General features: G+C 44.7%; 23 protein-coding genes and 1 pseudogene. 7 read left to right on the top strand and 17 right to left on the bottom strand.

Annotated elements, in window-relative coordinates; all coding sequences use genetic code 11:
* Positions 1–35 precede the first annotated feature (35 nt).
* The 5 genes from AC58PQ_RS05980 to AC58PQ_RS05960 form a co-directional block, all read right to left on the bottom strand.
* Positions 36–1,751, bottom strand: a complete 1,716-nt coding sequence (locus AC58PQ_RS05980; protein WP_497241043.1) for a sensor domain-containing protein — start codon at positions 1,749–1,751, stop codon at positions 36–38.
* 27 nt (positions 1,752–1,778) lie between these two features.
* Complete coding sequence (locus tag AC58PQ_RS05975) at positions 1,779–2,051, bottom strand: hypothetical protein (protein WP_497241042.1); 273 nt, start codon at positions 2,049–2,051, stop codon at positions 1,779–1,781.
* A gap of 62 nt (positions 2,052–2,113) precedes the next feature.
* On the bottom strand, positions 2,114–3,214 hold the full coding sequence (locus AC58PQ_RS05970; protein ID WP_497241041.1) for a flagellar assembly protein A: 1,101 nt from the start codon (positions 3,212–3,214) through the stop codon (positions 2,114–2,116).
* A 209-nt stretch (positions 3,215–3,423) separates the two neighbouring features.
* Positions 3,424–4,824 carry a glucuronate isomerase gene (gene uxaC, locus AC58PQ_RS05965; protein WP_497241040.1) on the bottom strand — a complete coding sequence of 467 codons (1,401 nt, stop codon included), beginning with the start codon at positions 4,822–4,824 and terminating at the stop codon, positions 3,424–3,426.
* Between the two features lie 134 nt (positions 4,825–4,958).
* Positions 4,959–5,894, bottom strand: a complete 936-nt coding sequence (locus tag AC58PQ_RS05960) for a VanW family protein (protein ID WP_497241039.1) — start codon at positions 5,892–5,894, stop codon at positions 4,959–4,961.
* Positions 5,895–6,054: 160 nt separating this feature from the next.
* On the opposite strand from AC58PQ_RS05960, the gene AC58PQ_RS05955 reads away from it, so the two are divergent.
* Both AC58PQ_RS05955 and rocF read left to right on the top strand, forming a co-directional pair.
* Complete coding sequence (locus AC58PQ_RS05955; protein WP_497241038.1) at positions 6,055–7,287, top strand: aminopeptidase; 1,233 nt, start codon at positions 6,055–6,057, stop codon at positions 7,285–7,287.
* Positions 7,288–7,488: 201 nt separating this feature from the next.
* Positions 7,489–8,406, top strand: coding sequence for an arginase (gene rocF / locus AC58PQ_RS05950; protein WP_497241037.1), 918 nt, complete (start codon positions 7,489–7,491; stop codon positions 8,404–8,406).
* Positions 8,407–8,459: 53 nt separating this feature from the next.
* Here the strand turns inward: rocF and AC58PQ_RS05945 are convergent, their stop codons facing one another.
* On the bottom strand, positions 8,460–9,887 hold the full coding sequence (locus AC58PQ_RS05945) for an aspartate ammonia-lyase (RefSeq protein ID WP_497241036.1): 1,428 nt from the start codon (positions 9,885–9,887) through the stop codon (positions 8,460–8,462).
* A 232-nt stretch (positions 9,888–10,119) separates the two neighbouring features.
* Between AC58PQ_RS05945 and AC58PQ_RS05940 the strand changes: the two genes are divergently transcribed.
* Positions 10,120–11,319, top strand: coding sequence for an ornithine--oxo-acid transaminase (locus AC58PQ_RS05940; protein ID WP_497241035.1), 1,200 nt, complete (start codon positions 10,120–10,122; stop codon positions 11,317–11,319).
* A gap of 128 nt (positions 11,320–11,447) precedes the next feature.
* Here AC58PQ_RS05940 and AC58PQ_RS05935 read toward each other — a convergent pair whose 3' ends face one another.
* The 3 genes from AC58PQ_RS05935 to AC58PQ_RS05925 all read right to left on the bottom strand — a co-directional run bounded on the left by AC58PQ_RS05935 (position 11,448) and on the right by AC58PQ_RS05925 (position 13,153).
* Complete coding sequence (locus tag AC58PQ_RS05935) at positions 11,448–12,089, bottom strand: carbohydrate-binding family 9-like protein (protein WP_497241034.1); 642 nt, start codon at positions 12,087–12,089, stop codon at positions 11,448–11,450.
* A 3-nt stretch (positions 12,090–12,092) separates the two neighbouring features.
* A complete protein-coding gene (locus AC58PQ_RS05930) occupies positions 12,093–12,536 on the bottom strand; it encodes a DUF2663 family protein (RefSeq protein ID WP_497241033.1) in 444 nt (147 codons plus the stop codon).
* Between the two features lie 383 nt (positions 12,537–12,919).
* Positions 12,920–13,153, bottom strand: a complete 234-nt coding sequence (locus tag AC58PQ_RS05925) for a cold-inducible protein YdjO-related protein (RefSeq protein ID WP_477589539.1) — start codon at positions 13,151–13,153, stop codon at positions 12,920–12,922.
* A gap of 157 nt (positions 13,154–13,310) precedes the next feature.
* Between AC58PQ_RS05925 and AC58PQ_RS05920 the strand changes: the two genes are divergently transcribed.
* Complete coding sequence (locus AC58PQ_RS05920) at positions 13,311–14,570, top strand: MFS transporter (protein WP_497241032.1); 1,260 nt, start codon at positions 13,311–13,313, stop codon at positions 14,568–14,570.
* Between the two features lie 31 nt (positions 14,571–14,601).
* A pseudogene (locus AC58PQ_RS05915) lies at positions 14,602–14,736 on the top strand (carbohydrate ABC transporter permease); the annotation flags it as partial.
* 51 nt (positions 14,737–14,787) lie between these two features.
* Here AC58PQ_RS05915 and AC58PQ_RS05910 read toward each other — a convergent pair.
* The 6 genes from AC58PQ_RS05910 to AC58PQ_RS05885 all read right to left on the bottom strand — a co-directional run bounded on the left by AC58PQ_RS05910 (position 14,788) and on the right by AC58PQ_RS05885 (position 20,676).
* A complete protein-coding gene (locus tag AC58PQ_RS05910) occupies positions 14,788–16,551 on the bottom strand; it encodes a glycoside hydrolase family 2 protein (RefSeq protein ID WP_497241031.1) in 1,764 nt (587 codons plus the stop codon).
* A gap of 195 nt (positions 16,552–16,746) precedes the next feature.
* The gene (locus AC58PQ_RS05905) at positions 16,747–17,010 is read right to left on the bottom strand and encodes a hypothetical protein (protein ID WP_497241030.1); all 264 of its coding nucleotides are present in this window, start codon (positions 17,008–17,010) and stop codon (positions 16,747–16,749) included.
* A gap of 165 nt (positions 17,011–17,175) precedes the next feature.
* Complete coding sequence (locus tag AC58PQ_RS05900) at positions 17,176–18,009, bottom strand: DUF8832 domain-containing protein (protein WP_497241029.1); 834 nt, start codon at positions 18,007–18,009, stop codon at positions 17,176–17,178.
* Positions 18,006–19,025, bottom strand: a complete 1,020-nt coding sequence (locus AC58PQ_RS05895; RefSeq protein WP_497241028.1) for a hypothetical protein — start codon at positions 19,023–19,025, stop codon at positions 18,006–18,008. The genes AC58PQ_RS05900 and AC58PQ_RS05895 overlap by 4 nt, the downstream gene beginning before the upstream one ends.
* 13 nt (positions 19,026–19,038) lie before the next feature.
* Complete coding sequence (locus tag AC58PQ_RS05890) at positions 19,039–19,806, bottom strand: DUF975 family protein (protein WP_497241027.1); 768 nt, start codon at positions 19,804–19,806, stop codon at positions 19,039–19,041.
* An 87-nt stretch (positions 19,807–19,893) separates the two neighbouring features.
* Positions 19,894–20,676 (bottom strand): phytanoyl-CoA dioxygenase family protein, encoded by a 783-nt coding sequence (locus AC58PQ_RS05885; RefSeq protein ID WP_497241026.1) that lies wholly within the window; start codon positions 20,674–20,676, stop codon positions 19,894–19,896.
* Between the two features lie 246 nt (positions 20,677–20,922).
* On the opposite strand from AC58PQ_RS05885, the gene AC58PQ_RS05880 reads away from it, so the two are divergent.
* Both AC58PQ_RS05880 and AC58PQ_RS05875 read left to right on the top strand, forming a co-directional pair.
* Positions 20,923–21,687 (top strand): helix-turn-helix domain-containing protein, encoded by a 765-nt coding sequence (locus tag AC58PQ_RS05880; RefSeq protein ID WP_497241025.1) that lies wholly within the window; start codon positions 20,923–20,925, stop codon positions 21,685–21,687.
* 117 nt (positions 21,688–21,804) lie between these two features.
* Positions 21,805–23,379, top strand: coding sequence for a glycoside hydrolase family 26 protein (locus tag AC58PQ_RS05875; RefSeq protein ID WP_497241024.1), 1,575 nt, complete (start codon positions 21,805–21,807; stop codon positions 23,377–23,379).
* Positions 23,380–23,996: 617 nt separating this feature from the next.
* On the opposite strand, the gene AC58PQ_RS05870 is transcribed toward AC58PQ_RS05875, so the two are convergent.
* Positions 23,997–24,518 (bottom strand): EexN family lipoprotein, encoded by a 522-nt coding sequence (locus AC58PQ_RS05870; protein ID WP_497241023.1) that lies wholly within the window; start codon positions 24,516–24,518, stop codon positions 23,997–23,999.
* A gap of 144 nt (positions 24,519–24,662) precedes the next feature.
* Positions 24,663–24,986, bottom strand: coding sequence for an L-rhamnose mutarotase (locus AC58PQ_RS05865; protein WP_497241022.1), 324 nt, complete (start codon positions 24,984–24,986; stop codon positions 24,663–24,665).
* Positions 24,987–24,999: the final 13 nt, after the last annotated feature.

Raw genomic sequence — 24,999 nt, 5'->3', positions numbered from 1 at the left:
TGATACATCCATTATTCTTCCTTATTCTCGTTCACTTAACCCTTTTGTTGTAGCAGACTCTCTAAATCCTTCGCCGGCAAAGGGTGGCTATAATAGTATCCTTGTACATCGTAACATTCTTGTTTGCGCAGCAAGTCTAATTGCTCTTCCGTTTCTACCCCCTCGGCAATTACACTAACATCCAAAATTTTGGCCATAGTAATAATCGCTTTTACAACAGCTAAGTTTTCTTTGGATTTCGTGATTCCATTGATGAATGAGCGGTCAATCTTAATCGTATTTAACGGAAATTGAGTCAAGTAACTTAGCGATGAGAAGCCTGTGCCGAAATCATCCATCGCGATATTAATCCCTAAATTGTTCAATGTATTCAGTTTTTCATATGTGCTTTGTATATCCTGAATCGCAATGCTCTCAGTGATTTCCAACTCTAAACAGTTGGCATTAAAATCTGTTTTTTCCAAAATAGCCTTGATATCATCAATGAAGCTTGGACTCTGAAACTGTCTGGCAGAAATATTTACGGATACTTTTGAAGTCTTGAGACCGGCATCTTGCCATGCTTTATTTTGCCTGCATGCTTCTTCCAAGACCCATTTACCAATCGGAACAATTTCTCCTATTTCTTCCGCTACAGATATAAATGAAACAGGAGAAACACTTCCCATTTTGGAATGGTTCCAACGTAATAAAGCTTCAAATCCGATCACTTTTCCGGTAAGCATATTAAACTGTGGTTGATAGTGCAGCTCAAATTCATTATTCTCAAGCGCTTTCCGCAGTCCAGTTTCAATATTTACCTTTTGAATAAATTCGTCTTGTATTTCAGCAGAAAACCATTTATATGTATTTCTGCCTTCCTCTTTGGCTTTATACATGGCCACATCTGCATGTTTCAATAGTCCCTCTATATTGTCTCCATCCATTGGATATGAGCTTATACCAATACTGAGTGTAATCGTCGATTCGTTATTGCCTAACATATAGGATCTAGATAAATGATCGATGATCGTTTCCGCTACCTTAGAAGATCGATCTTTGCTTAACCCCGGGAAATAAATAATAAACTCATCACCGCTTTGCCTTGAAACAATATCTGCTACTCCTACACATTTACTTAATCTTTGAGCAACTTGTTTCAGGAGAAGGTCCCCTTTGTCATGCCCTAATGAATCATTGATGAATTTAAACCTGTCCAGATCAATAAAAAAAACAGAGAATTCCTGATTATTGTGCTTTGCGACTCTAATTGCGTTCTTAAGTGTTTCTTGGATGCTCCAGCGGTTGGGCAATCCAGTCAACGTATCATAATAGGCAAGATGTTGAATCGTTTCTTCCATATTTTTTTGTTCGGTAATATCAGTACGGATCGCAATATATTGGTATGGTTTTGTTCCATCTAAGAATGGAACAATAAATGTTTTTACCCAATAGAAGGATCCATCCTTTGCTTTATTCTTCACTTCACCTGTCCATACTTGTCCCGATGAAATTGTTTTCCACATATCCTTAAAAAATTCAGGTGGGTGATAATTCGAATTGATGATTCGATGGGTTTTACCAATTAACTCTTCTTTTCTGTATTTGGAGATCTCACAAAATTTATCGTTGATATAAGTAATGATTCCTCGATGATCGGTAACTGCTACGATTGAGGATACATCCAAAGCAAATTTAATATCTTCCAATTCATTAAGCGAGTTTGTTAGTTCAATATCCGAATAATGTTTAGAAACCAAAAGATCATTCATCGAATAATTTCACCCCCCTTCCTTTTTCTAAGTTATTCTTCCTGATATAAAATCGTTAATTCCAATGGTCTTGCAAGTAAGTATGAGTTCTCCCTTTTCATCGAGTCTTGCAAATACATGGGATTTAGGATGATTAAATCTGTAAGCTTTGCTGCCAATCTGAATGATTGTATCTTCCAGAGCATGTTTCATTTTTATCGTTCCATTTTTCGAAACACTTAACTTCGTGAACCCTCCGCCTACAGCGCCTGCTTCACCGACAATCATACTTTCACCGGCATAAACTTCGCCGCCGCGCACAAAACCAGCTATATGAATGTTCCCGCTGGCATGAATCTTGGAGTTATAACAACCTGAACCTGTTAGAGATATATCTCCGCTAGAACATAAGTGACTGTTATGTACGAAGCTCGCTTTTGAATTTCAACATTCCCATCATAGTGAACATTCCCCGACTTCAGATCAACATCTTGGTTAATCTGAAGTGTTGGCAAGACCGATATAGATACGAGTTGCCCCTGATATTTCAATTTAGGATGTCCAGCATGGGTCGCAAGGATCTTTGTCCCCTCCTCGACTAGGATAACTCCCATACCTTCTTTGATTACAAGCGGGTAAACTTCGGAAGAAAATATAGTTTCGTTGGTAACCGTTCTCCCTGGAAGCCCAGCTACCGGCGGAATAATTTCACCGATCAATTCTCCTGGCTCCACCGAAGGAAACTGCCGGATTTCTCGATAATCCACAGTCCCGTCCGGCCTTACTTTCAATTGTTTTTTAATATCAATTTCCTGGACGGGCCGAAAATACCCATGTGCTCCTTGCTTTGGCAGAGTCCCTTGAGCTATGACAAACGACCCCGCTACTTCACTAACACAAGCATTTGCAATTTCCGAATAATTGATACCATGGATAATGCCCATTGCATTGAGCTTTTCTACAATCAGACCGGTCTGAATCATTATAGGCAGTTTACTTTCCTTCACTTCCAGTACCACTAGGGAAGTTGGGGAACAATCCTTTAAACGTCTTATAATTCGATAGGCCGGAGCGATGATCTTCATAACGGCCTGCATGTTGTTGTCGGATATGTTTAATTCCCAGATAGCTTCGTGAACCTCATCCTTTAAATCAACGATAAGAATATCTTTTTCGGTAACTACTTCCGTTTTTTCAACAGCTTTATCGTTCATATACAGGTTGATATCTTTTGCAGGCGAAACCAATGGATATTTATTGGGTCCATCTTTGACAAAAATCCGCCCCTCCTTTTGGATTCCTTGTTCTTGTTTTTCAGCACGTATTCGAACTACAGCCGGCTTGGCGCCGATCCCGAAAATGCCTTTTGTCTCGTACTCTAATATCTCTATGTCTACTTCATTTTCATTAGCTTTTAACAGTCCAAGTGCATGATGAACCGCATGCTCTACTGTTTTACCTTTGGTGACAATTGTCTTGACCATGCTATGCCCCTCTTCTTATAGCCTTATAGAAAAATCGGATTTAAATATGTATTCTTCGATGATATTGCTCTATCATAAAAGATAATTATTTCATCCATAACAAGATAAGGTTTCCTAGAGGTTTCTTAACGGAAACATATACGAAATAATTGATTATGATTCATGAAAAAAACCTTCGTGCAAGCTAACGCTCGCACGAAGGTTTTTATTTAAAATCCGAAATATTGTTTCGCATTGTTATAGGAAATACCTTGAACCAATTGCTTCAACAGCTGCTCGTCATTCGGGAACTCGCCCGCTTCGACCCACTCACCGAACATATTACATAGAATGCGGCGGAAGTACTCATGACGCGTGTAAGACAAGAAGCTGCGCGAGTCCGTTAGCATCCCTACAAAACGGCCAAGCAATCCGAAATTGCCTAGCGATTTCATTTGGGATACCATGCCATCCCGTGTATCATTGAACCACCATGCGGCGCCAAGTTGGATTTTACCAGCGATGCCTTCGCCTTGGAAGCTGCCCATCAAGGAAGCTAGAATTTCATTATCCCGCGCATTCAAGGAGTAGAGAATCGTTCTCGGCAACGAGCCTGCCACAGCCAAGGAGGACAACAATCCTGTTAACGCACCAGCCACTGGGCTGTCTCCGATGGAGTCAAAACCTGTATCTGGACCTAGCGTAGCGAAAGCATGTCCATTGTTGTTTCTTGAAGCGTTAATGTGGTACTGCATCGCCCAATCCAGCTTCTTGTAGATGCCGCCTAAGAATAATAGCGTGAACGCTTTGTATTTCTTTTCATCTTCTAAGGTAACATGCTGCCCAGCAAGTCCTGCCGCGAAGATCGCATCGACTTCTTCTTTGGTCGCTACTGCGTAAGGTACATAATCAAGCGCGTGGTCAGATACCTTACACCCTACAGAGTCGAAGAAGACAGCGCGGCTTTCTAGACCTGCTAGCAAGTCATCATAGGTGCGAATTGGCGTGCCAACCGCTTTTTCAAGTTGTGCGATCCAAGGAAGGAACGTCGCACGATTGATTTCGAGCGCCTTATCCGGACGGTAGGATGGCAGCACTTGCGTGTCAAAGCCTTCAATGTGTTTAATCTGGATATGATATTCCAAGGAATCCACAGGATCGTCTGTCGTACAAATGACCGTTACTTTGGAGTTGGTAATCAGGTCTCTAGCGCGTGATCCACCTGCAGCCAGCTTCGCATTCACTTTTTCCCAAATCGCGGGTGCATTCGCCTCATTAATAATATCGTACACACCGAAATACGTTTGAAGCTCCATGTGGGACCAGTGGTACAACGGATTCCCAATCGCCATCGGAAGCGTCGCGGCCCAAGCTACAAAGCGATCATAATCACTAGCTTCACCAGTAACCTTAGACTCATCTACACCATTGGCACGCATCATCCGCCATTTGTAATGGTCACCATACAACCAAGCTTCCGTTATGTTGTTGAACTGCTTATTTTCATAAATTTCTTTAGGACTTAAATGACAGTGATAGTCAATAATCGGCAATTCTTTGGCATATTCATGAAAAAGATGTACGGCGGTTTCATTCGTAAGTAAGAAATTCTCATCTAAAAATGTTTTCATAAAGCACTTCCACCCTTCTTAAGCTGAATGATCTGCCCCCTATTTTAGCAAAAAATCAGCTCAGAAATCTTGCGATTTCGTGCTTTTATTTCATAAAATATGCATATCTTGACATCCAAATAGGCTCTAAGGAGTTAAGGAAGCATTTTTCCTACATTCGAATTCGTTTCTACTTCTTCTGGAATCGCTTCAGTAGCACCTGGCACATGTCGTGCTTTGAAATTGATGAGGTCAGAAGATGATATACTGATTTGGACTCGTCCAGGCAATGTGTGTGCTCGAATTAAGACAGGCTGATTATAATCGTTTCTAAAGCTAAAATCCGGCCCACCCCAATTGACGGTCGCATCTCTTCCATGCGGCACATACGGCACCGACCTACTGTGGGAGTATCTCTCAATAATCGTAAGACCTGCGCGGTCTACCGCATTAAAAAGCGTTGAGGATATTTGACAAATCCCACCGCCTATCCCCTCCGAGAATTCCCCCCTCACAATAACCTTAGCTGACATATACCCCCTGTTCGGGGTTCGAACACCAACAACTTTATTAAAGGAAAACGTCTCATTCGGTTGCACAACATAGTTGTTAATGGCCTGTGCAGCTAATTTGAGATTATTAACACGGTGACTATTGCGCGAATTAAAATAGGTAACATAATAGCCGATAGGACGGACTCGTATGCTGGCAAGCAGCTCGCTGTCTACTTTGGGATACAAAATTTGAAGCGGCAACGCCACTTTCATGGGTCCTTCTGCATAGAACTGTCCATAAAACTGATCGATAAATGCACGACGATTCAGCCTAGCACCTGCGATCTCTTTGACAATGGCCCCGTTGTCATGAATCGTGGCGTTGACCGGTTTGCGGTAAATCGACTTATCAATTCGCTCCGCAAGCTTGTCTAATTTCTGAGTATCAACCATCGGCACATCGAGAAGTTGTATCGTGTAAGGCTCTCGCTGAATCTGGGCCATCCACTGATGACCATCTGGATTTTCAGATAGTTGAAAAGGTACTTCTTTGGGCTGAGCTAGCAGCAGTAGGCCCAATAGCCATTCATAGCGCATGAACGCAACTCACCTCCTGCCACTAGTGTAAACAAATGTCAAAATTCCATGCAATGACAACCAGAATTGAGCAATTTTCCAAACGGTAAAATTTATTTGACAGTCGGCGAGCAGAGCGATAAACTTCAAACAAGACGGAGTAAAAAGGAGGATTTTTCTAATGACGTTTGAACAAAATCTCGAGAAATATGCGGAGCTGACGGTACGAGTAGCCCTCAACATTCAGTCCGGTCAATCGCTTTGGATTAATGCGCCAATTGGGCACCCCGAATTCGTGCGACTCATCTCCCGCAAAGCGTATGAAGCCGGCGCCAAGCATGTACATATTGAATGGGTGGATGAAATCTGCACGCAAATCCGCTATACACACGCACCTGATGAATCGTTCAACGAGTATCCAACTTGGCGTGCGCAAGCGCTAACGGAATTAGCTGAAAACAATGGCGCTTATTTATGGATTGATGCTGATAATCCAGAGCTGCTCAAGGACGTGGATCCCGCTCGTATTGCTGCGAATGGCAAAGCCGCTGGTCCTAAGCTGGTCAAATGGCGAGAATATATGTCCTCCTACAAAATGACATGGTCCATCATCGCTGCACCTTCGCTCGCTTGGGCACAGAAGGTATTCCCTGATCTCGAAGATCAGGCAGCAGTAAGTGCCTTATGGGCTGCGATCTTCGAAGCTACTCGCGTAGATCAAGAAGATCCGGTGCAAACGTGGCACGATCACAACGCCACTCTCCGCAGCAAACGGGAACAATTGAATGCGAAGCAATTTCATAAAATTCATTACCGCGCTCCTGGCACTGAGCTTACCGTAGAACTTCCACCACAGCACATTTGGCGCGGCGGTTCTGCGACGAACGAAACGGGTGGCTTCGATTTTAACCCGAACATCCCGACAGAGGAAGTGTTCATTTCCCCTAATCGCATAGGAACGCATGGAACGGTCCGAAGTACAAAGCCGCTCAGCTATCAAGGAAGCTTGATCGATAACTTCTCGATCAGCTTCGAGCAAGGCCGCGTCACGCACTATACTGCGAAACAAGGCTTTGAATCGTTGCAAGCCATGATCGAAATGGATGAAGGTGCGCACTTCTTGGGCGAAATCGCGCTTGTGCCGCATGTGTCCCCCATTTCGAACACGAATCTAATCTTTTTCAACACACTCTATGATGAAAATGCTTCAAACCATTTGGCCCTCGGCAGAGCCTTCCCTACTTGTATTGAAGGCGGCACGAAGATGACCAAAGAGGAGCAGCTGGAAGCTGGATTGAATGACAGCCTCATTCACGTCGACTTTATGATCGGCTCCGCTGACATGGATATTGACGGCGAACACGCAGACGGCACAATTGAACCCATTTTCCGCAAAGGCAATTGGGCATTTTAATGGTTAAAGGGCTTGGAATTGTAGTTATCTACAATCCGAGCTCTTTTTGTTTATCACGAAAAGGATTTCACGAGCGAACAAAGAAAATATAGCTTCATATCATGTAGAAGGATGGTTACATGTAGATTGGGAATGTTAGTCAAAGGAGCGTTGGCCCGAGGATTTATTTGTCTAGTCATCCAATCAAAAGGAGTTGATCCGATGAGTATCAAACCGAACATCGCTGCAATCAGTGTCAACTTTGATCTTGGGGCAGGTCGCCGAGGTGCAAGCCATGGACCTAAGACTATTATGGAAGCAGGATTACTTCACGAGCTGCAGCAATTAGCTTATACCGTTGATCATGTTGCTGATCTTCATCTTGTGAACGACACAGCAACTCACTTAGATGCGCAAGTGGATTCACACAATCTCAATTACTTCGCTGAGGTTATCGCGATTAACACCCAGCTTGCCGAGCAGGTATCTCAGGTTGTCGGCCAAGGTCATTTCCCACTCATTATCGGTGGCGATCATAGCATAGCGATTGGCACCATTGCAGGATTATCCGCGCATTATTCGAACCTGGGAGTCATCTGGATTGATGCCCATTCAGATCTAAATACACCGGATACAAGCCCTTCAGGCAATATACACGGGATGTCGCTTGCGGTCAGCTTGGGTATCGGGCACCCCTTATTAACTGATTTACATGGAATTAATCCTAAAGTGAAGCCGGAAAATATCGTACTCATCGGGGCTCGCTCACTAGATGAGGGTGAGAAGAAGCTAATTCGATCACTAGGTATCAAATGCTTTACCATGTACGATATTGATCGTAAAGGCATGGCACATGTGATGGAGGAAGCCATTGATTATATTAAAATAAAAACAGATGGCATTCACCTCAGTTATGATGTGGATTCCGTGGATCCCATTGAGGCGCCAGGAACTGGGACGGCCGTCAAAGGCGGACTTCATTTCCGCGAAGCTCATCTCGCTGTTGAAATGCTGCATGAAGCCGGCATCGTAACTTCTGCCGAATTTGTTGAGGTAAACCCGCTGCTGGATGACAGCAATAAAACCTCACAATTGGCCGTAAGCCTTATTAGTTCTTTATTCGGTGAGCAAATATTATAATAACGTACAAATAACCCCCGCTTCTTATGGAGACGGGGGTATTGTCATAACATTTATTCTGCTGGTCGAAGCAATCTGTCGCCTGCGATACCTGGCGTAGTCATTTGAATCGGATTCAGAATTTCTTCAATCTCTTCCTGTGTGAGAAGTCCTCGTTCTAAGATGAGTTCCTTCAATGTGAGTCCCGTACGAACCGCCTCTTTGACAAGCTGTGCGGCAACCTCGTAGCCAAGATGAGGATTTAAGGCTGTAACGATGCCAAAGCTTTGCTCCACGTAATTCTTACAGCGCTCACGATCAGCCTCCAGGCCCTCAATCGCGAAGCGCTCAAATACGTCAGCTGCGTTTCGCAATATTTTAAGTGATTGCAAGAGATTAAAGGCTAAGACAGGCCCCATAACGTTAAGCTCAAATTGACCCGCTTCACAGGCCAGACAAATCGTATGGTCATTGCCAATGACTTGGAACGCCACCTGATTCACAACTTCTGGCATCACCGGATTTACTTTTCCTGGCATAATCGAGGACCCTGGCTGTCTCGGAGGAAGCTTCAGCTCACCTAACCCTGCGCGAGGCCCAGAGGCCATCATCCGAATATCATTGCATATTTTCGATAGGTTCACGGCGCATACTTTTAAGGACGCAGACAATTCCGTGTAGGCATCCATGTTTTGAGTTCCGTCTACGAGGTGCTCCGAGATCTCGACTGGAATCCCAGCTGCACCTTTCAGATGAAACATGACACGTTCCACGTATTCAGGCTTCGCGTTTAACCCCGTTCCTACGGCAGTTGCTCCCATATTCACGATCAAAAGCCCCCGCATCGCCTGCTTGATTCGATTGATATCACGCATCAACACGCGCGCGTAAGCGCCAAATTCTTGCCCCATACGTATGGGCACGGCATCTTGAAGGTGCGTTCGGCCCATTTTAATCACATCATCAAACTCAATTTCCTTCCGTGCAAACGCACTTTGTAACGAGCTTAATGCTTCTATTAATTGCTCTGACAAGCGGTAGGCAGCTATTTTAATCGCTGTAGGAATGACGTCATTCGTCGATTGCGACATATTCACATGGTTGTTCGGGTTGCAGTGGAAGTAACTGCCCTTTTCCTCACCTAGCAGCTCTAAGGCCCGATTAGCCAACACTTCGTTCATATTCATATTGATGGAGGTACCTGCTCCGCCTTGAATGGAATCGACGATAAATTCCTCCACAAGCCTTCCCTCACTCACTTCTTCAGCTGCTTTGACTAAAGCTTCACCTATCTTCTTAGGCAGCATGTGGGTATCCATATTCGCTAGTGCAGCAGCACGCTTCACTTCGGCTAGTGCTGTAATCAGCTCTACATGAATGGTGACACCCGTAATGGGAAAATTCTCAATTGCTCTCATCGTTTGAATGCCATAATAGGCATGAGAAGGGACTTGCTTTTCACCTAAAAAGTCTTTCTCAATGCGAAAAGTCATCGGAACCATCCTTTATCACTTCATTTTCATTCCCTTAACTTACATGGAACCCGGCGCGGCATCAAGTCCACTATCGTGGTTATTTTTAGCTTAAAAGTCAGGGATATGCACAGGTTGGCTAAAATTTGAATAGCTTCGCCTATTTTTCAATTATATACTTAGGAAGACATCGTACGCTAATACTAGAATACAATGTAGTACAACTGAAGATGCTATGACCTAATTTAGGGGAGGAATTCACATGACTACGCAAAGCTCCTATCTTATTGAACTGACAGAGAAATATGGTGCTCGTAATTACCATCCACTGCCGCTTGTTATTTCCAAGGCTGAGGGTGTTTGGGTTGAAAATCCCGAAGGTCATCGATATATGGATATGTTGAGTGCTTACTCCGCACTGAATCAAGGGCATCGCCATCCACACATCATAAAAGCATTAGTTAAACAAGCAGGAAAGGTCACCTTGACCTCGAGAGCCTTTCATAGCGAAACGCTTGGACTGTTCTATGAGAAATTGGCGCAGTATACAGGAAAACCAATGATCTTGCCGATGAATACCGGCGCAGAAGCGGTTGAAACAGCTATCAAGGCTGTTCGTCGATGGGGTTACGATGTAAAAGGAATTCCTGAAGATCAGGCAGAAATTATCGTCTGTGAGGGGAATTTCCACGGTCGTACCGTGACCATCACATCGTTCTCCTCCTCGCCGGAATATCAGCGAGGCTTCGGGCCTTTCACGCCGGGCTTCCGCATCATTCCATATGGGGATGCAGCGGCGCTGCGTGAGGCCATTGGGCCGAATACGGCTGGATTTATGGTGGAGCCCATTCAGGGCGAGGCTGGCATCGTTATTCCACCTGAGGGCTACTTGCGAGAATGTTATGAGCTGTGTGAGGCGAATCAGGTATTGTTCGTTGCGGACGAAATCCAGACAGGATTCGGCCGCACCGGCCGCCGCTTTGCCTGCGACTGGGAAGGCGTCACGCCGAACCTGTATGTCTTGGGCAAAGCCCTAGGCGGCGGTGTGTTCCCGATCTCGGCATTGGCCGGAGATCGCGAGATTCTTGAGGTGTTCGAGCCAGGCTCTCACGGCTCGACATTCGGCGGGAATCCACTCGGCTGCGCCGTGGGGATCGCCGCTCTTGAGGTGCTCGAAGCCGAACAGCTCGCAGAGCGTTCGGATGCGCTTGGGGCTTATTTCCTGAAGCGGCTTCAGGAAATCAAGTCGTCGCGGATCAACGAGATTCGCGGCCGCGGTTTGTTTATCGGCATTGATCTGACCGTTGCCGCACGCCCTTTCTGCGAAGCATTGAAAGAGAAAGGCTTGCTGTGTAAGGAAACGCATGATCATATCATTCGCTTAGCGCCTCCACTTATCATAACGAAGGATGAGCTGGATTGGGCTTGGCAGCATCTATACGATGTGCTTAGTGATATCTAATCCGTTGGCAAATGAATACAGATAGAAAACAGCCTTCCTTCACAGATTGATCTGTTAAGGTGGGCTGTTTTTGGATTAGGCTCGGATAACGAGCCTATTCATGTTGCGGCTTTGCTTCGTTCCTCTTCTCATTCTTTCACAAACAAAAGCTCCCCAAATTGCTGAGGAATATGAAAATTGACCTTCCCCGTAGGCGACCAAGCTGAATAATGCCGGGTGCCGTCGCGATCATCATCGATCCGGAAGACATTCCAATACCACACCGTTCCCGGCAGTGGCGCGCCAGCAACATCCAAATCCGCAAATGGTATCCGCACATCATAGATGAGCCATCCGTCATCCGTACCTTGCTTGACCTCAGCTTGAAATCCTTTCGCAATCCATGAGGTATCCACCTCTTTATTCCCATCCAACGTATTGTGAATCAACGCATCGAATAAGACGCCGCGCGGACTTACTTCAAACTCATAGTAGGTCGTGCCTCCGCCGAATGGATCAAGGAACACCTCTACGACGTCCTCCTCATAAAGAGGATCATCTCGCTCCGTCATTGTCGCTACGACATGATCATCTTTACACTCGTATCGGATATGTAAATGCATCTTCGTCCAGCAGGCACGAAACCGAGTTTCTAACCTTGGAGCTTCCTCCGTCACCACATCACGCAAGTAACCAATTTGGGCCTCTGACCAATTCCAATGACGAACGTCATCGATGTAACTACACTCGTATTTCATCCCAGTTGCCAATTCCTCACCTCTACCTTGCATACTTTAACTCTTATAAACAATATTAATATCAAATTCCTTAGATAGGAAGCGCGAAATTTGATCGCGAGACTCTGACTTCACATCTTTGAGCCAAGAGGCATCGAAACGCTCTATCACTTCTATACGCAAGGCCTCATACTTACTCTTCGCCTTTGCCGTTTCTCCCGCACGATTGGAGGTGTAGAGAAACAAGGTTATACATGCAAGCAATAAGCCGCATAATAATTTACTGGCTATCAATAGCTCCAAGATCAGCAGGGCATTACCACCTGAACGTACGATCACATGACGATACAATAAGAAGATGACGAAAAGGAGGATGCCTCCCGTAAGAATGGAAAGAATGGGTTGCATTTTCTTAAGTTTGTCCCATTTCACTTTTCTCTCTTGCAGCTCTTTCAATATGGCTTCGGTATCATCACTCACATTAATAGTAGGTCCAAACACAGCATCTCCCCCTCATAACCATGCTATGCTTGTCTCCTCTTTTTCATCACTCTTCACGCCTTGTCCCTCCGAGGATCCAAAATTGCAAAAAGTACATCTTTATTCAGCGAAACGGGGCGTTTCTCGAAGAATAAATGCAAAAATACATCTTTTTTGATCGAAAGCCTTAAAAAAGGTTAAATTTGATTGAAAAGGTTGCATATTCGCATCAATTTTTATAAATCGTGACTCTACTAGTGGGAATGATGTATTTTTACATTTTTGTACTCAAATCTAATATTACATAAAAAAAAAGATCAAGAGCATCACTCTTCACGCCTCGCTGAAGATGCTCTTGATCTTGACCTATTATTAGAAGAAGAAATAACTTCAATAATTTCGAATTAGAAGCGTTTCTTTCCTACAAGAAACTTTTTGTTTCCTTTTTTAGAAGTTACAGGTACATGCTTGTAGCTGCGTACCATTTGCGTTTTACAAAGCGGGCATGTTGGTAATGCTTCTGTTACGAATTCTTTGCGAACCCAAGCTTTACAATCAGTTCCTTTACATTTCCAAATCTCAATCTGTTCAACTTCTGGTTTCTGTTCTTCCGTTACAATACTCGTTGTTGTAGACATTTCAATTATGTGCTCCCTGCTTCGTAGATTAGACTACTTATTATTATACAGATTGGATCGAATATCAAGTCTTTCCCGTGTTCAAAAGTATTTACCAGTGGTAGAATAGACAAAGCGATTGCAATTTAGACACAAAATACAAAGGCAGGAATATCGCATGACCAATCTACTACATGAATGGAAGCAGCAACTCGGTGGTTATAGCCGAAATATTAAGCTGTTTTTCTGGTTTAATTTCGTTTGGAACTTAGGCATCAGCATGTTTGGTCTGGTGTACAACCTTTATGTAAGAAGTCTGGGGTACCATCAAACGATGGTCGGCAGCTTGGTTGGCATGACCGCGCTCGCCGCGGCCATCATTCTGATCCCAGCAGGAATCATGAATGATCGCTTGGGACCGAAGCGCGTCATCTCATTTGGCCTTATTTTCACGATTGCCGCGCTCACCGCACGATCACTCATCGAAGCCAAAGAAGGCATGATGATTTCTGCGTTCCTAGGCGGCATGGCGTTAGCCGTAGTTTCGGCCACGATTCTGCCCTTCATGGCGAATAACTCTTCTCCACAGCAGAGGGTGCATCTATTCAGCCTTAATATGGCGCTGGTTATGCTTGCAAATGTCATTGGCATTTCCCTAGGTGGCTTGCTGTGCGATTTCTTTCAATTCGTAATTGGTGTTGACGAGATACATAGCTTGCGGTACACGTTATTAATTGGTGTGGCGATTGCAGCACTTGGCGTCCTTCCTATGTCTTTATTCGAGAAGAGTGACCAGGAGGAAGCAGCACCCCAACGCGAAACATTGAACTGGAAGCTTACTTGGCGTGAACATAAAACGTCAATCCAAGTGATTGGTATTTTCTGTTTACTTGGTTTACTGTCTTCACTCGGCGGCGGAATGATCGTTCCTTATCTCAATGTGTATTTCGAGGATCGCTTTGAAGCTTCCAAATCCGCCATTGGGATCGTCGTAGCCTTGGGACAAGCAGCGACAGGCGTAGCCTTCCTGATCGGGCCTATGATTGCTAAACGCTATGGTGAAGTCAAATCTGTTGTGTATTTGCAGTTAAGCTCCATTCCCTTTCTGCTGTTAACTGCCTTTTCAGCTAACTTCTACTTATCTTCGGGCGGGTATTTATTCCGTCAAGCCCTGATGAACGCGGCGAATCCTTTCTACAATTCCATCAAAATGAGCTATGTACATCGTTCGCTTCGCGGTCTTGCGTCAAGCTCGGGAGAAGCTGTTTTTAACCTAGGGTGGTTTATTGCCTCTCCGATTAGTACAGGCCTTGTTTTCCGATACGGCAGTTATTTCGGCTATGCGTACGCCTTCTGCATTACCGCAGTCGTATATTCTGTCATTTCCTATCTATTTTATTTCTTCTTTGGCAAGCAACGCTTCAAAACCCTTGAATAATTGAACATGAAATACCTCTTTTCCCCATGCGGCCGATCAATTCCAGCTCGGGGAAACGATCAAGTATGCCACCATCATGGTTGCCTCTGTCCCGATTCTCATCCTCTATCCTTTCGTTCAAAAGTATTTCGTAAAAGGCGTCATGATCGGCGCTGTCAAAGGGTAATAAAAACGCCGTCGACTCCACTGGGAGCAGACGGCGTTTCTACGCTTGCTATTAATTACGATCATTAATCGCTTTGATCATTTCCACAGGAATTTTCGGCTTGCGATCGTAGGTCAGTAAGCCATTGATCTCTTGTTCGACATCCGTCAATTGCGTATAGCAATAGCCTTGAACAACACCAGAGTTCAGGAGTGGACGAATGACGGCGCGCAGCTTTTGCTCATAATCCTCATCATTATCTGCCCCGGAGTAACCCCAGCCCTCCCATTCACTCTTCTTGTAGGCAATTCCGCCGAATTCGGTTACTAGGATCGGTTGATTTTGGTACGGGAAGCCTTCCACAAAAATACGTCGATTCGCAGGCATTGCATGAACCGCCTTTTCCTTCGAGCTGTAACGCTCAGCCAGCACCTCTTCGCGCCACTCATAGTCATGAATCGCATAGAGGTCCGTTGTCACCATCTCCCAACCATCATTGGAGATGACAGGACGCATAGGATCCAGCGATTTGCTCAAATGATACATCGTTAAAGCATGCTGTTGCTGCCGTTTATCGATTTGAATGTTCGGGACACCCCAGCTTTCATTGAGCGGTACCCAAGCAATAATCGACGGGTGGTTATAATCCCGCTCCATCGATGCGATCCATTCCTTCGTGAATTGACCCACATATTTGTCCGTGTACTCATAGGCATTTGCCGCTTCGCTCCATACAACGAGCCCCAACACATCACACCAATATAAGAATCTTGGATCCTCCAGTTTCTGATGTTTGCGAGCCCCATTGAAGCCCATCGCCTTCGTAAGCTCGATATCTTGTTTAATCGCATCATCACTCGGCGGCGTCAAGTTCCCATCCGGGAAATAGCCTTGGTCCAGCACCATTTTCAGAAAATAAGGACGGTTATTCAAGCACAATTTGCCATCTTCGATCGATACCTTGCGCATCCCGAAGTAACTCGACACGACGTCCTCAACCTCGTTATCCGTCAGGAGTGTAAATGTAACATCATAGAGGTTCGGATTCTCCGGCGTCCACCAACCACCAAGTCCATGATCATTGAAATCATGGAGACGGATCTTCCGCGTGCCCGTCCCGCTGCGAATGCCATATACATCTTCGGAAACTAGCTCGCCTTTAAAAGAAATATCAACCTTCAGCTGATGCTTGGACGCCGAATGTGCATCGATACCCGCGATTTCGTAGCTAATTTCGATCTGCTTCGCATCGATATCCGGCGTCATCTTCACCTTATCTAAGTAAGCGTTCGCAGAAACGGCCTCCATCCACACCGTTTGCCAAATCCCCGTCGTTCTTGTATAGAAAATACTTGCGGAATCCGCTTTCCAATACTGCTTTCCTCTAGGCAGAGTAACGTCTTGGCTAAAATCTACAGCCTTTACAACGAGCTGATTGTTGGCTTCCTGAAGTGCATCTGTAATGTCCGCATGGAAAGGTGTATGGCCACCTTCGTGCGTTGCTACAAGCGTCCCATTCACCCAAACCGATGCTTGGTAATCCACCGCACCAAAGTGAAGCAGAATACGCTTATTCTCAAACGCCTGTGGAATCTCCAGCTCGCGGCGATACCAGACGACATCGTGAAATTCGTTGGTACCAATTCCACTCAATTGACTTTGAAAAGCAAACGGCACTTGAATCGTCTCCGAGAAATCCTTCTCTCCCCTATGCCACTTCTGTTTCGTCCCCACACACGCATCATCGAATTCGAACTGCCACTCACCATTCAAATTCATCCAGCTGTCTCGCACAAATTGCGGTCTTGGGTATTCAGCTCTCGGTTGATTGTTCATTGTGTTGGAAAACCTCCAATTAGATAATTCGAAAGTTAACTAAATAAGGTAATAATCCCTGATTCCATTATGCAATCGCCCGAAAATAAAGTCAATATGCGTTATTTAATTAACTTTTAAGTTACCATTTAAAACAAAACAACCCCCACATAGAGATCTCTACGTGAGGGCAGTCCTTACCATGCCTATGATGACTTAGTCGATATAGCCCGCCATGCCATTTTTCATTAAATACTCCATTTCAGCTTCCAGGATCGTATCCACCGCAAGCTCGCTTAGCTTCACGTCAGGACGGCTCAGGATATGATCGATCAAATCATCACTGTCGATATCTACGTCACCGGCTTTGGCGATATAAGCTTTCTCATGCTTCAAAACTAGCTCAATTTGCTTTGGATCTGCCTTCGACTTACTGATGATGAATTGTAAAAGCTCCTGCTCATTCATGGGTGCAGTCATTCTTCTCACTCCTAATCTGGTTATATCGCCTATTGTACCATAAATGACCAAAAAGAGACCCACAGCAACGGGCTGCGGGTCTTAAGGTTTATATTTTAAAAGGGGGTCGTCTTTTATTATAATCGATTAACATGTATGACAGATGTCTACTATATTTCTTTTATATTACAAATTCACATGAATCACATATGGAACGATGAAGACTTCGTTGTTTTGCTGAAACTGGCCCCAAATTTTGTAGATCCCTTTTTTGGGGAACAGAATTTTGAACGCCGCGGTAGGGCCGGATGTAGCTGCAGGATCAGTCGGATGCACGTGGACATATTCTTTTCCATCCTCACTGATCGCAACGACATGCCCTACGCTTCCCAAATACGGCTGCAGGTCCGTAACAGGTGTTTTCGCAACTCCCTGCTTAAACGTGAATACCATGTCCAGCGTCATACCAGCCATGAGATGATCGAAAGCCAAGGTGACTTCCTTGTCACCTACCTGTTTGGTTAAGCTTTTGTCGGGTTGCAGCTTAGTTGCCTTCGATGCCTTCCCATGAATGGTCACCCAATGGGACTGAACCGTTTCCCCTAAGTCGGTTGGCGTGAAATCAGCAAATAGCTGATAATACCCGCCTGCCGGAAACGACGTTTGGACGTCGAATCGCCCGGCACCCGCATAGGTTGGATGTAAATGTTCGAAGTAGGACAAATCCTTACTGACCACGATGAGGTGCATGAGCTTCTCGTGCATCACATCGAATTTCTCGATGGGCCGATTCCATTTATTTTGAACCAGAATCGTGACGTTCGATAGCTCATTCGGTAAGTAATTCGGTGAATCCACCGAGAAATGGGCAAGAGCATCACTGGTGTGTGGATGGGTGACGGATGACGGCGTCATCGTCATGCTCGACATATCGGACATATCAATCGTCGTAGTGGTTGACGAGCCGCAAGCCGATAGCAAGACAATGAAGCAGAGAATGGGCAGCGACTTCACTTTCATTCGCTTGGACTGGAAGTAACCGGTGCTGCAAGAATACTTAATCCAAGCGAGGACAGCGCACACAGGAAAATCGAGCCGCCCCACAGCTCAGGAGACCAGTCCAAGGTATGGAATAATTTCAAATTGGCGAAATACAGCCCCCAAATCAAGATAGGTAGAACAAAGAACACAGCCTTATATCGCCAGTCTGTCACTTCCCTCTCTTTGATCCCGCGAAACAACACATCACCGATCACGCCGCTTATGAGCAGAATGATAATCGATCCATAATCTCTAAATCCATCCAAGACCGCTAAGAAAATCGATTCAAACAGAAAGAAGAATGTAACCGTGCCGAATGGGAGTTTCCATCTCCGCAGTACAAACATCAACGGAATCACAAGAATCATCGTTGTCAGCATGAAATCTACGACGGCTCTTGCGATCGCATCATAATCCCTAGCCATCCATAAGTGCTGACGAAAAGACCATGCGTACATCAGGAAGAAAGCGAACACTGTAAAGGTTAATCCAATCGAAGTTAACGCCGGTAACAATTGGCGAAACGTCGGAGCAGCACCCTTTTCAACAGCGCTGATGGCACGATAGGGACTTGTCAGAATTAAGAGGGCACCCGCAAGCAAAAGGAGATGTGTCGGGCTTAGCAGGGCTTCAATATTAACCTCAATGCCGAAGACGGTATGCCAGTACATATCGCCTAGCCCACCTATAAAGAAGAGGACAACCCCTGCTACCCCAAGCTTGTAGCCTACGGGGATCGCCGCGATCCAAGTGGGTGATTGGCTGCTGATTTTGTTTGAGCGAATCATCATAAAAATCCACACCGCACAAGCCAAGTACCCGGAGTAAAGAATCGCGTGCCACGGCGTAAAAAAGGTTTCGACCGCACCATGGTTATGGGCGAACCCATCAATAAACAAGCCAATGATTAGCCACATCCCCATGATCATCGTAATCGAATGCTTCGAATTAGCTGTGGTTACTTGCGCATTACTTACCATCACTGGGACAGACAAAACAATCAGCTCCTTATAAAATGGGTAGATTTAATTCTTTCGGGTCACTCAGACCCTCATGCAAGGCTTGCTGTCGCAAAACCAAATATAATTCTGCTTTCGTCGTATTATAATACGGTAATACGAACAACACGCCAACGCCAAGTGCTAAGGCACCGAGTAGAAACCAACCAATAAAGGAGAGATCCAGGACAAACATCCGCCATTTATATCCGCGAGTCATCTGATTGCTGAGCTGAACGGCTCTTTTCCTACCGATTGTAGGATTATCACCCAGAATATACGGAACCATACTGTACGCATATGTCTTCACAAATCCTGGGATGATGAACAATAAGAACCACAAGAAATTAAGTAAAGCACTCCAGAACATAGATGCGACGACACTTACATATCTCCCTTTTTTGAACGCATATAAAAGGTGATTTAAGTCAGCTTCGCCCTGTGAAGCTTGTTTAAAATATTGCTGCATATTCACCTTAAATGGATTAATTACAAAAATGCTGAAAGCGATTGCTGCCAAGCCTGCCAATATCGCTACAATAATGATCACGATCAGAATGATCGCACCTACACCATCCGTCACATCACCGAATCCTAGATGCGTATCGGACAAGTTCATGTTTGGATTCGAATTCGCATTCAAATTCCAATTCCCCGAACAACTTGGAAACCCGCCACTTATAAATGCCAGTATCAAACTTACAAGAAATGCTTTCCAGTACGTCGTTCGTAATACTTGTTTCGCTCTGCTCTTTAACTCTTTACGCGACCAATTCACGAAATCCCTCCTCAGGTAATGCCTATATACCATCCTATTTTAACGTAGATAGTCATAGAACAACACCTGTTTTTACCAAAGAAAACTTTAGGTTTCCTTAATAATTTGGAAGTTAGGTTTCACTTTCTTGAAATTAGGATTCTCACCGCTTACCATCAGTCCCATGCCCCAATCAAAATGATCCTGATTGCAAGGAAAGTCGCTTGCCTCCCGATATTGAAACAATACATTTCTTCTCGTTCTAGCGCTCTTATTCGCGGAAGAGCCATGAATCGTTAAATAATTAAAGAACAAGACATCGCCAGCCTCAGCCTCACACGGTGTTCCTAGCTGAATTGGATATTCCTTATGATTCAGATAGTGGGTGCCGACATGCGGCAAGCTCCCCTCGAGATGAGAGCCTGGAATGACTCGCAAACACCCATTTTCTATATCCGCATTGTCAAGATGAATACTTGCAGCGAGCATTGTATGCTTTTCATGCGGGAAATAGGGATAGTCCTGATGCATGGGGAATGCAGCGCCGTTCTCAGGTGGCTTGACGAGCATCTTGGTATGATGCAGTTGAACATTAGGTCCTATAATTTGTGTTAGCACAGCAACCATATTAGGATGAATGACGGCTCTCATGAAGGCCGCATCATGATAGTGCACATCATGAAAGCCTTTGAGAACGAGCTTCTTCAACTCCTCTGCCGGAAGATAATCCCCTTGCCAAACATCGTTACGATCTGCTTTCGCTTGAGCTGCGCGTGTAATAATGTGTTCAACAGCCTGTCTCATTTGGGCAACTTCCACTTCATTGAAAACACCCTTTACAAGTAAATACCCGTTCTCTTTGTAAAAATCGACATCCTTTGATTGAATCATTGTTTATCCCTCCGTTTGGCAGTTGATCATGAAGCCACTTTCTATCTATAATTATAGGAAGTATCGTCATTATTTTCTTTTTCAACAGAGGACATTTTTTTGTACTTTAACGCCAACATTTCTCTTAAGAAGGTGAAGCCCATGTATCTTCACAAAGAAACCAAAGCCATGCTCAATGGAGATGTAAGCGTTATCCAAGGAGCTGATGCTTGTTTTCAAGTTCATTATTGGGGGGGGGAGCCCTGTATGGGTGAGAATCAGCCCCATAAGCATTCTTTCTTCGAGATTTGTTACATTTTGGATGGAGAAGGAGAATATGCAGAGGATGATCGCATCTATCCGCTCCGCGCTGGTACTATTTTTTGTTCAAAGCCTGGCATTATACACCAAATCCGTACTGACAAAGGGCTGCACATTGTCTATATCGGCTTCGAGCTAGATGAAACTTTGAGTGAGGATTCGATGAAGATCGCCTTCAATGAACTTGCTGAACATGGCGATATTTGCCTATACGTGTCTGAGGATCAGCCCATTGTGCAGTTGTGGCGATCCCTTCTATTACGAGAAGGACATGGGAGTCTACCCTACATCGCGATTCATTCCGTTGCTTACGCCTTGCTAGTTTCGCTTCCAGCCGTATTCGGATTGTTGCCGAAGAATACCATGAGCCGCCATACAAACACGCATGTCTTGATGAAACGTGCCAAGCTCTATATTCGCGATAACCTCTCTCAAGCACTCCAGCTTAAAGACGTTGCCACCTATCTGAACGTATCGGAACGTCATCTCTCTCGCTTATTTGCAGAGGGGATCCATGAAAATTTCACCAATTTCATCCGCAGCGAACGTATCCGCCAAGCTGCCCATCTCTTGCTTAGCAGTGAACTGCCTATTAAAGAAATCGCCGAAATGACCGGCTTCTCTTCGGTGCATTATTTTTCTCGTACTTTTCAAATGGAGAAAAAGGTTCCACCAGGTCGGTTCCGTCAAAAAGAGAAGCGTTATACTTAAAAAAGGTCAACAAAAACAGGTTGTCTCATGTATGAGACAGCCTCTTGTCCTCCATTGACCATCTTGTAGGCTTGGGAATACAATGAATGTTAATCCCCTGTGAGAGGAACTTGGATCATGCTAAAAAAGGCTATTTGGACATTGGGAGCCCTTCTCGGCTTGGCGAGTTGCCTCGTGATTACTACACTATTCATGAGTGGTGAAGGAGATCAGCTCGAGCACAATCAGTCTGATACGGTTGCCGTACTGACTCAGCCTACTGTTACTTCGTCTCCTGAACGGCCTAAACAGCCGGATATCCTAACTTTTTGGAACAACCAAGAGAAGAAATCCGCGCAAGCAGGACATCTGGAGGCCGCAGCTGCATATCGAGACCGGATCGCTGTACACGCAGCTGGACTTCCTTCGATATCTACACCTACTTCCACTAGCAATCAAACTTCTTCAGTAAATATGGAGCTTTATTTCCGTGCTCCCTTGACGGCCGAATCGGTAGAAACTTCTGCAACTGATATTTCTGCGTCATCCTCTCTAGCCAAACATGAGCCGGCATCGGGGGTTTATATCGGTATGCTCGGGGCAGATCGCAGAGTCGGTTATGATGTTAATAAAATCGAAGACGTTTACGGACGCAAGCACGCTCTATACTTGTCTTATGTCGGGTGGCGTAAGCTGCAAACCGACACGAACACTTATTTCCCCGCACGGACAGCCGAAAGAGTGAAGGAGCTTGGCGGTGCACTCCAGATCGGTTGGGAACCGCGCTTTGGCTTAGACGACGTGAAAGATGACGAATACGTCCGCCGTTTCGCAAGAGAAGCCAAAGCCTCCGGCATTCCAATCTTCCTACGCTATGCTTCGGAGATGAACGGAGAATGGGTGCCATGGCATGGAGAGCCTCAGAAATATATAGAGAAATTCCGCCTTATACACGACATCATGGCCGAAGAAGCGCCTAATGTAGCTATGGTGTGGTCACCTAATTTCTGGCCTCCAGATACGATAGATGACTACTATCCAGGGGACTCCTACGTGGACTGGGTTGGTTTCTCACTGTATAGCACCCCCTTCTCATCAGGTAAAGAACAGCTACAGGGTACCGTGATCGATACCTTCGCTCCGCTCTACGACCATTATAGTCATAAACCTATTATGATTTCAGAGGGCGCAGTTGCTCACACGTATTTGCCCACTAACAATGCTTACTGGAGCTGGGCAGAAGACCAGTTGGGGTACATGTACGGACTGCTGCCGCGATTGTTTCCTCAGGTCAAAGCGATCACATACTTTAACTTCAGCCGAGCTCAAGCGGTTCGTACGAACGGGAATTATGTTTACGATATCGGGGAGAATCCATTCATGGACGGGTTTTATCAAAGACTGATCGCATCGGATTGGTTTTTAAGCAAAGTCGAGCCAGGAGTGGATCCCATTCAATACCGCTATACGCCAGTCTTAGGCCATTCACTACCTACGGGGAAACAAACCGTAATTGTCTATCCTAAGCTTGAAAATGAACAGGGTAAGGCCCCATTTGCCATCGCCATTTACCAAGGCAATCAGTTTCTAGGCGCTAGTTATGAGGCTCCTTGGGAAATAGACATTCATGTAAATCCTGAATCCGCGTCAGAACCTTGGTACGTATTGGCTTATAATGACAAGATGGAATTGATTGGTGTTATGAAGTATTAATTGTCGTCAGCATTCCTTGCTTGGCCATATCTCAACCATTTCGAGACGAAAATAGCCGGTAAGACCAAGAAGCAGGTCACATCGGCTTTTCCTTTTCCCACTAACATTGAAAGTGGGAGACGGTGACCGTGCAGAAGTTTCTATTGGCGAATCGATCAGCTTCAAGGCCGAGGTCGAACTCCCAGCACATACTATCCCGTATTGCGTGCGGTGTCAAATAGGGAAGACAGTAGTAAATACTTGTATACGCAAGTGTTGAATATATGCCGTGTTCGTGTTGTGGTCAAATAAATATACATACAAGGATATTTCCCAGCTACCGGACTGGAGCGACGTTAATCCCCGAAAAAGACGGTATTTGAAAATCTAACGGACATGGATGCCGTTATTTTGGTCGAATTAGAGCTTTTCAGAATCTAACGGACGCTACAGCCGCTAATTGGGCCTTATTTCTCGATGGATGGCTGAATACGGGAGAATAGAGGCGTCTATGTCCGTTAGAATTTCAAAACCACTGATTTGAAGCAAATAATGTCCACTGTGTCCGTTAGCGAGATACGCCATTTGCATGGCTTTTGGGATACCCTCTTGGTTTTTGCTATGTTTGCTGAATCCAGTTAGTTCTTGTACGGTACTTCCAACAGGATTTTATTGTTCTTGTCATAAGCCTTCATTCGCAATTCATTCATTTCAACTAATCCGAAATACACTCGCTTCCAATTCGTCTGAATAATAGTAGCCTCAATAACTTGATTGTTTTTATCGATGATTTCAATTTTATTTATTTCAGGATCATTAATAAAACCATATAGGATATGCCTTCTAACATTATCATTAAAGGTAACTCCTGATTGATCGATTAACAAGTTAGTGTCATTATACATAGCATTTGATGAACTCAGCTTCCATCCTTTATCTTCATCACCTTCAAATACTGCCAAGCCAATACCCATATTTCCACTATCAAAAGGGGCTTTATATAAAATGAATGTTCTTTTCATTACGGAGCCTTGGTAAATGATTTCCTGTCCTTCTTTATGATGTGTTTTATAAAACTCTTCCTCAATTGTCTTGCTTTTACATCCAGAAATAACAAGGGAGATACATAATAGGATAAAAATAATTTTATAAACTCTCATGTTCCCTCCCTAATTTCAGGTTTGATAATAAAAGATATTCAATTATTCGCGAACCAATAACAAATTCCTTTAATGGTTATTCAACTATTTGCCCTAAGCGAAACAAAGGATAGCCCCAATACTTTCATTGGGGCTATCCTTCTACTAATCATTGTGAAACACTTCCTCCATAGACGCCCACCACTCGCCATCACGCCGCGTTTCCAGCGGTTCCTGGCATGGGTTGCATAGCTCCCACCATTTCTGCGTGATAGCATCTGCTGCCATTAACGCCATATCCTGCTCGAAATCTTCGCCGACATATTCGAAATAACTAAATAGATAACCGTCTTTATAATAAATCGAATAATTGCGGATGTTGCATGCCGTGATCATCTTCAGTACGTCCGGCCATACATTAGCATGAAGCTCTTTGTACTCTTCCAGCTTGTCTGGCCTCACTTTGATCACACTTCCATAGCGCTGCACAATGAATCACCTC

This window comes from Paenibacillus sp. J22P143, assembly GCF_059692035.1.
The sequence above is the reverse complement of the archived record's forward strand: the minus strand, read 5'-3'. Positions and strand labels throughout refer to the sequence as shown.

Excerpts from the sequence above, each read along its gene's own strand:
- AC58PQ_RS05940 (WP_497241035.1), top strand. The coding sequence starts at position 10,120 with ATGACTACGCAAAGCTCCTATCTTATTGAACTGACAGAGAAATATGGT.
- AC58PQ_RS05880 (WP_497241025.1), top strand. The coding sequence starts at position 20,923 with ATGGGTGAGAATCAGCCCCATAAGCATTCTTTCTTCGAGATTTGTTAC.
- AC58PQ_RS05920 (WP_497241032.1), top strand. The coding sequence starts at position 13,311 with ATGACCAATCTACTACATGAATGGAAGCAGCAACTCGGTGGTTATAGC.
- AC58PQ_RS05935 (WP_497241034.1), bottom strand. The coding sequence starts at position 12,089 with ATGCAAGGTAGAGGTGAGGAATTGGCAACTGGGATGAAATACGAGTGT.
- AC58PQ_RS05885 (WP_497241026.1), bottom strand. The coding sequence starts at position 20,676 with ATGATTCAATCAAAGGATGTCGATTTTTACAAAGAGAACGGGTATTTA.
- AC58PQ_RS05905 (WP_497241030.1), bottom strand. The coding sequence starts at position 17,010 with ATGACTGCACCCATGAATGAGCAGGAGCTTTTACAATTCATCATCAGT.
- AC58PQ_RS05960 (WP_497241039.1), bottom strand. The coding sequence starts at position 5,894 with ATGCGCTATGAATGGCTATTGGGCCTACTGCTGCTAGCTCAGCCCAAA.
- AC58PQ_RS05925 (WP_477589539.1), bottom strand. The coding sequence starts at position 13,153 with ATGTCTACAACAACGAGTATTGTAACGGAAGAACAGAAACCAGAAGTT.
- AC58PQ_RS05955 (WP_497241038.1), top strand. The coding sequence starts at position 6,055 with ATGACGTTTGAACAAAATCTCGAGAAATATGCGGAGCTGACGGTACGA.
- AC58PQ_RS05970 (WP_497241041.1), bottom strand. The coding sequence starts at position 3,214 with ATGGTCAAGACAATTGTCACCAAAGGTAAAACAGTAGAGCATGCGGTT.
- uxaC (WP_497241040.1), bottom strand. The coding sequence starts at position 4,824 with ATGAAAACATTTTTAGATGAGAATTTCTTACTTACGAATGAAACCGCC.
- AC58PQ_RS05875 (WP_497241024.1), top strand. The coding sequence starts at position 21,805 with ATGCTAAAAAAGGCTATTTGGACATTGGGAGCCCTTCTCGGCTTGGCG.
- AC58PQ_RS05945 (WP_497241036.1), bottom strand. The coding sequence starts at position 9,887 with ATGGTTCCGATGACTTTTCGCATTGAGAAAGACTTTTTAGGTGAAAAG.
- AC58PQ_RS05870 (WP_497241023.1), bottom strand. The coding sequence starts at position 24,518 with ATGAGAGTTTATAAAATTATTTTTATCCTATTATGTATCTCCCTTGTT.
- rocF (WP_497241037.1), top strand. The coding sequence starts at position 7,489 with ATGAGTATCAAACCGAACATCGCTGCAATCAGTGTCAACTTTGATCTT.
- AC58PQ_RS05910 (WP_497241031.1), bottom strand. The coding sequence starts at position 16,551 with ATGAACAATCAACCGAGAGCTGAATACCCAAGACCGCAATTTGTGCGA.
- AC58PQ_RS05980 (WP_497241043.1), bottom strand. The coding sequence starts at position 1,751 with ATGAATGATCTTTTGGTTTCTAAACATTATTCGGATATTGAACTAACA.
- AC58PQ_RS05900 (WP_497241029.1), bottom strand. The coding sequence starts at position 18,009 with ATGAAAGTGAAGTCGCTGCCCATTCTCTGCTTCATTGTCTTGCTATCG.